At 37.2% G+C, this 5,683-nt stretch carries 3 protein-coding genes; all 3 read right to left on the minus strand.

Annotated features, from left to right (window positions below):
* Window positions 1–1,222: 1,222 nt before the first annotated feature.
* The gene (locus AFK68_RS13275) at window positions 1,223–1,504 is read right to left on the minus strand and encodes a hypothetical protein (protein WP_094673222.1); all 282 of its coding nucleotides are present in this window, start codon (window positions 1,502–1,504) and stop codon (window positions 1,223–1,225) included.
* Window positions 1,505–2,658: 1,154 nt separating this feature from the next.
* Window positions 2,659–3,237, minus strand: coding sequence for a TIGR04376 family protein (locus AFK68_RS13280; protein ID WP_094673223.1), 579 nt, complete (start codon window positions 3,235–3,237; stop codon window positions 2,659–2,661).
* 290 nt (window positions 3,238–3,527) lie between these two features.
* Complete coding sequence (locus AFK68_RS13285) at window positions 3,528–4,826, minus strand: hypothetical protein (RefSeq protein WP_094673224.1); 1,299 nt, start codon at window positions 4,824–4,826, stop codon at window positions 3,528–3,530.
* Window positions 4,827–5,683: the final 857 nt, after the last annotated feature.

Genomic DNA, 5,683 nt, shown 5'->3' on the forward strand with positions numbered 1-5,683 from the left:
AATAATAAAATCACTAACTAAATATATCTGTTTTCATTTTATTTTTTTTGTAATCTAAGTTATTTCCCAACAACTCTATTATATTGAGCTTGGAATATATAGGGCTACCCGCAAGTCGGAAGTCATATCATGTCCGGTAGCATCGGTATTGAAAGTGAGAAGGTAAGGAAGAAGGCTTTAGTTATCTAGGACAGAAGGCTTTAGTTATCTAGGACAGAAGGCTTTAGTTATCTAGGACAGAAGGAAGAAGGAAGAAGAAAGAAGAAAGAAGAAAAGGAAAAACCTTAAATTAGGTAAATATTTCCCCAACTTTTACCAAAAAATGAGGTTCAAAGCCTCCCCTTGAATAGGGGATGAAAAAATATTTAACTCAGTATTTCAAGCCTCCGACTAAGGTCTGAGGTTCACTGATAACTGTTTAGCGTTCCGCACAACTTTCCTATCGGAATGCTACGCAAACGTTAACGCTGCGCGACATGGAAAGCGGANCCCTATACGAAAAAGCGCAGCTCCTCCGCAGGAGGCTAACTGATAACTGATAACTGATAACTGATAACTGAAATGACACGCTCAGATACCAGTGGACATGATATCAAAAGTCAAAAGTCAAAAGTAATCTATAACTGAGTTTTCAGTGGGGAAATGCTCCGCGTTTTCCCTTTGTCATACTGGGCAAATATGTTGCCTAGCAAAACGGGATTTAGCAATGTCAAACACCGCGTTGGCGTAGTGCTATATTTAAAGATTTAGTATAGAGATAATGATTATTTTTTGTTATTTATTAACAGTTTAATTTAACATTAATCATCAGATAAATTAGCTTTAATAAAATCTTTGAATAATATAAAAAATCCTTAATGTGTACAAAGAAAATTATTTCAAAAATGTTATTTATTTTTAATAAAAACAAGTCTTATTGATAATCATAAAACTATAATTATTAAACCTTGATATTTACTAATCATATAACTTTCTTTGTAGAATGTATTTGTGATTTTAGCAATTACTTTTTGTCAAACTTTTTGCAGTTTTCTCTAAAGATATCTACAGCCATTTCTATTACTTCTGCATTTGTTTTTCCACTGCAGTCAATAATTTGTCTTTCAGACAAATTGAAATTTTTCTCGCCATAACCACGTTGTTCTTCTTCACCTATTCGTTCTTCGGTAATNTCCGAAAATCATATAACTTTCTTTGTAGAATGTATTTGTGATTTTAGCAATTACTTTTTGTCAAACTTTTTGCAGTTTTCTCTAAAGATATCTACAGCCATTTCTATTACTTCTGCATTTGTTTTTCCACTACAGTCAATAATTTGTCTTTCAGACAAATTGAAATTTTTCTCGCCATAACCACGTTGTTCTTCTTCACCTATTCGTTCTTCGGTAATTATTAGTGGAAATAATCCTGGTATTGATATGGCAGTACAAATAATTTTTGTGTGATTAATTACCTTTTCATTCTGATAGATAATCGACCAATTCCCTATTGTCCCAATATTCATAATTAACTCCTATTTTAAATCAATATACATTTCCATAAAATCAACAAACCTTTTATTTATAGCGGTTTTCACTTCATGACTTGCATTACTTCTTCCTTCTTCCTTCTTACCGAATAATTAATTATTAATTATTAATTAAATAATTGTGGTTTAAGGCCTCCCCTTGGATAGGGGAAAAAAAGAAATGATATTTCCCAATCTTCAATCCTCTCGGTTTTAACCAGAGGTAATTATCAATTATCCATTATCAATTATCAATTAATGAANAAAAGAAATGATATTTCCCAATCTTCAATCCTCTCGGTTTTAACCAGAGGTAATTATCAATTATCCATTATCAATTATCAATTAATGAATTCTTCCTTTAAACCCAAATCTCTGTACTCTATATTAATCACAACTGCTACAACCATTGGATAGAAAAGCAATAGAGTTGTATAGCACTACGGGAAGCGCGAATAGGGAATAGTAAACTGTCAAAGGATTTTTCCTATAGCGAAAAGCTCCGCTAATACCATTTCTAAAAAACTTTATCTATTTCAGAGTAGGAGAGTAGGGGAGTGTAGGGACGTTGCACCGGCAAAAATGCGTTTTCCGTTCCGGAATGCTCCGCTTTCCATGTCGCGCAGCGTTATCCTGACGGACTGCTGCGCAAACATGTCCGCTCAAGCGCGGAAAACGTCCGTACGGGAGAAGTAAAAATAAGGATAATCAAAGATTAAATTGTCTCAAATCAGCAAAAAGGTAATTCTCCCAAGGTAATTACTTAATAACTGAAGTATTAATCAAGTATAGCATTAATGCATGGGAATTAGTATAACAGGTTTTAGAAATGTCCGCGCTCTTTGCTTTGACTGCTATAAAATTCACCCTAAACATCATTTTTTGTACCTTTTTCCTAAAAATATCTAGCAAGAGCGCCTCTTACTTTTTGTCTTCTGGAGCAGTTCCAGCCAAAAATATATGGTGGTGCATAGTAATGGTAGAGAGAGTGTGGGAAGTGTGGGAAGAAATTAAAAAATATATATTTTCACTATTATAATGCAGGACTACCATATATATATCTTTTTCACGGCTATGTTTAATATATTAGTTAAACCCGAATCTAACAAGGTCAGGAAACTTAATAACTCCCTAACCTGATAAATACCCAACTACTTTCCCATATTCCGCTTCATTCTTTCCAACTCTTCATCTGTTTCCAGACTTTGAAACTGTTCCTCTAATGGATCGAATAAATTACCAAAATTATAAGAACTGGTTTGATTCCAGCCATCAGTTTCCCAACGTCTTTCATTCCTGGCAGCATAACGACTAGCCTCAACTTCAACAGCTTTTGCTCGTACCTCCTCACGACGTTGTTTAATCTGATGATAGAGTTCTTTCGCCTTTTGGATGCGCTCCTTGCATCCTTGCATCTGTCCCCACTGTTGATTACCTTGTCGTAAAAAAGATGCTTCTCTTTCTTGGGCAGCTTGGACTAAATCTACTCTATTAGCTGTTTGTGCCTTCTCGACTCGGTTATGCCAACGCTTAACTTCTTGAGCAGTCGAGAGAATATCTTGCTCTAATTTTTTTTCTTGGCGTTGGAGTTCTGCGATGAGGCGCAGGGTGTCTTCTTCTTGTTGGCGTAATTGCTCTTCAAGTGCTTGTAGTTCTAGATGGGGGTTATTTTGCAGGAACTCTTCAAGTCTGTTTTCGAGAAATTGGCTAAAATCGTCAAATAAACCCATAAGTCATTTCAGTTATCAGTTATCAGTTATCAGTTATCAGTACCTCTGGTTTCACCCAGAGGTTTGAAATGTAGTACCCATAAACTACTCGGCTCACGCTTACATTCAAGTGAATTGGTATAAATTCTGAGAGCGATCGCTAAAATTGTTGCCCAACAAAAACAGAGCGNTTATCAGTTATCAGTTATCAGTACCTCTGGTTTCACCCAGAGGTTTGAAATGTAGTACCCATAAACTACTCGGCTCACGCTTACATTCAAGTGAATTGGTATAAATTCTGAGAGCGATCGCTAAAATTGTTGCCCAACAAAAACAGAGCGAACTTCACCATTACGGCGAATCACAGCTTCCTGGTTAGCTACTTTCACAAGAGTCCACCCGCTACCGCCAATACTCTCTCCGACATATATCCGACGAGCCACACCATCAATTTCAAATAGAGCCGCAGAACGTTCGCCTAACTCCAAGATACCCACCAGGGTATTAATAGGGCTTTGAACTTGACTAGCTGCTACTATTTCCGCCACAGATATTTCTGCTGGTGGAGGTGGGGGTAATGATATTGGCTGTGTTGGTTTTTCTGTTTGAGGTTCTGCTTGTGCTGTTGTTTCCGGTTGTGGTTCTGCTTCTGGTTTTTCTTGTGCCGTTGTTTTGGCTGGAAGTTCTGGTTTTGTTTTTGCTTCAGCTTTCGCCGAGCTAGAGCTATCAACTTTAACTTTAGTTTCTGGTTTTACTTCTGCTTTGGCAGTTATTTCGGCTTCCGATTTTTCTTGAACGTTTTCAGCAGCTTCTGTGGAAGCGTTAGATGCAGATGCTGCTGATGGCTTTGGGGAAGATGGCTCTGATTTTGGTGTAACTGCTACCGCTGTCGGGATAGGCGGAACTATTACTACTTTGGTTTCAGGAATAGTGACAGTTTCTTTTGCTACTTGTGCCTCCATCAAATCGACCAGTCGGTTGAGCGGTAAGAGTAGGCTAGTATTTATAGATGGGTTAGCCGATACTGGTACTTTGGGTAAATTGTTACTAGATGGAGCAGGTGGTATCCCTGGAAGTTGTTGTTCTTTCTGAGTCGCTTCTTTTTGCTCAATCATTTTGAGCGATCGCTCGATATAATCTGCAAATTTGGCATCTGCTGCTGCTTTAGGATTCAATGTTTCTGCTGATGGATCTGGCTTTTCTACATAACCTAAATAGCCTAAAATTTTATCGAATCCTCCTCTAGTTCCTAACCACAAAGAGAGAGTTACTAATATAGATGCAAAAGCTGTTCCTAAAAGTAGTTTATCTAATGATTGATTTTCTTTTTTTGCTAATTTTTCCTCAGCTAATTTTTCCTTTTCTTCTTTCTCTATATCTTGAGATTGAGTCTTATTTTCAGGCACAACTATTTGAGGCACTTTAATTGGTGTTAAAGAAACAATTTCTGGTCGATTTACTTCCTTTGGTAAGGGAGTACCACCATCTAATACTCGGTCAATATCACTGAACAAGTCTTCCATCAAATTTTCGGCAAGATTGTCCACAGAAACAGGTTCTTTAAACCTGGAGTTTTGGGAATTTTCTGTAGTCTTCTGGTTTGTTGTCATCTAAAATCCTCCATTCATTAATTGATAATTGATAATTGATAATTGATAATTACCTAGTTGTTAAAACCGTAACGGAATTGAATATAAGGAAATACTCTAGCACTTTTTTTACCCTTTACTGGGTCAGCAGTCATCCCTGTAATACCATTTCTCAAAAACTTTATCTATTTCAGAGTAGGGGAGTGTAGGGACGTTTTGCTGCGCAACATGTTTTGCTGGCGCCGACATGAATGCGGAGCATTCCGGAACGGAAAACGCATTTTTGCCTGTGCAACGTCCCTACCGGAGAAGTAAAAATAAGAATAATTAACATTAACTGATTAGTAATTACCAAAAAAGTTCCATGCGCTTGTGTTAATTACTTAATATTTGAAGTGCCTCCCAAGTATAGCATTAATGCCTGGTAATTGGTATAAGTCCTGAGATTAATAGGTGGCCTACACATTGGAAAAACTCTTTTTAAGCATAAATTTTCAACTTTCCATTTTCTAGTATTCTTTTTTGAAATTGGTATATAGCAATCCTAAATAATTTGTGAAAAAAAAACTGTAAGGGTTTGTTTCCCCATCCCATTTTGGCTTGGGGAAAGGAGACCAAACCCCTACAATAATTGTTTCCCCATCCCATTTTGACTTGGGGAAAGGATACCAAACCCCTACGATAAAATGTTACAACATAAGCGCGGATTGGTTTAATACAATCATTACGCCAAGGTACTATATAGAACCCCTGAAGGGATCTATTTAAAATTATAGATTGAGAGTAGGGGAGTAGGGGAGTGGGGGAGTGGGAGTAGGGACGTTGCATAAGGGCGTCCGTACGGGAGTGTGGAGAGATGGGGAGATGGGGAGATGGGG

This window comes from Hydrocoleum sp. CS-953 (assembly GCF_002260545.1).
Taxonomy (GTDB): domain Bacteria; phylum Cyanobacteriota; class Cyanobacteriia; order Cyanobacteriales; family Microcoleaceae; genus Trichodesmium.

What these genes read in the sequence shown, in the direction of transcription:
- AFK68_RS13275 (WP_094673222.1), bottom strand. Translation starts at nt 1,504, where the DNA reads ATGAATATTGGGACAATAGGGAATTGGTCGATTATCTATCAGAATGAA.
- AFK68_RS13280 (WP_094673223.1), bottom strand. Translation starts at nt 3,237, where the DNA reads ATGGGTTTATTTGACGATTTTAGCCAATTTCTCGAAAACAGACTTGAA.
- AFK68_RS13285 (WP_094673224.1), bottom strand. Translation starts at nt 4,826, where the DNA reads ATGACAACAAACCAGAAGACTACAGAAAATTCCCAAAACTCCAGGTTT.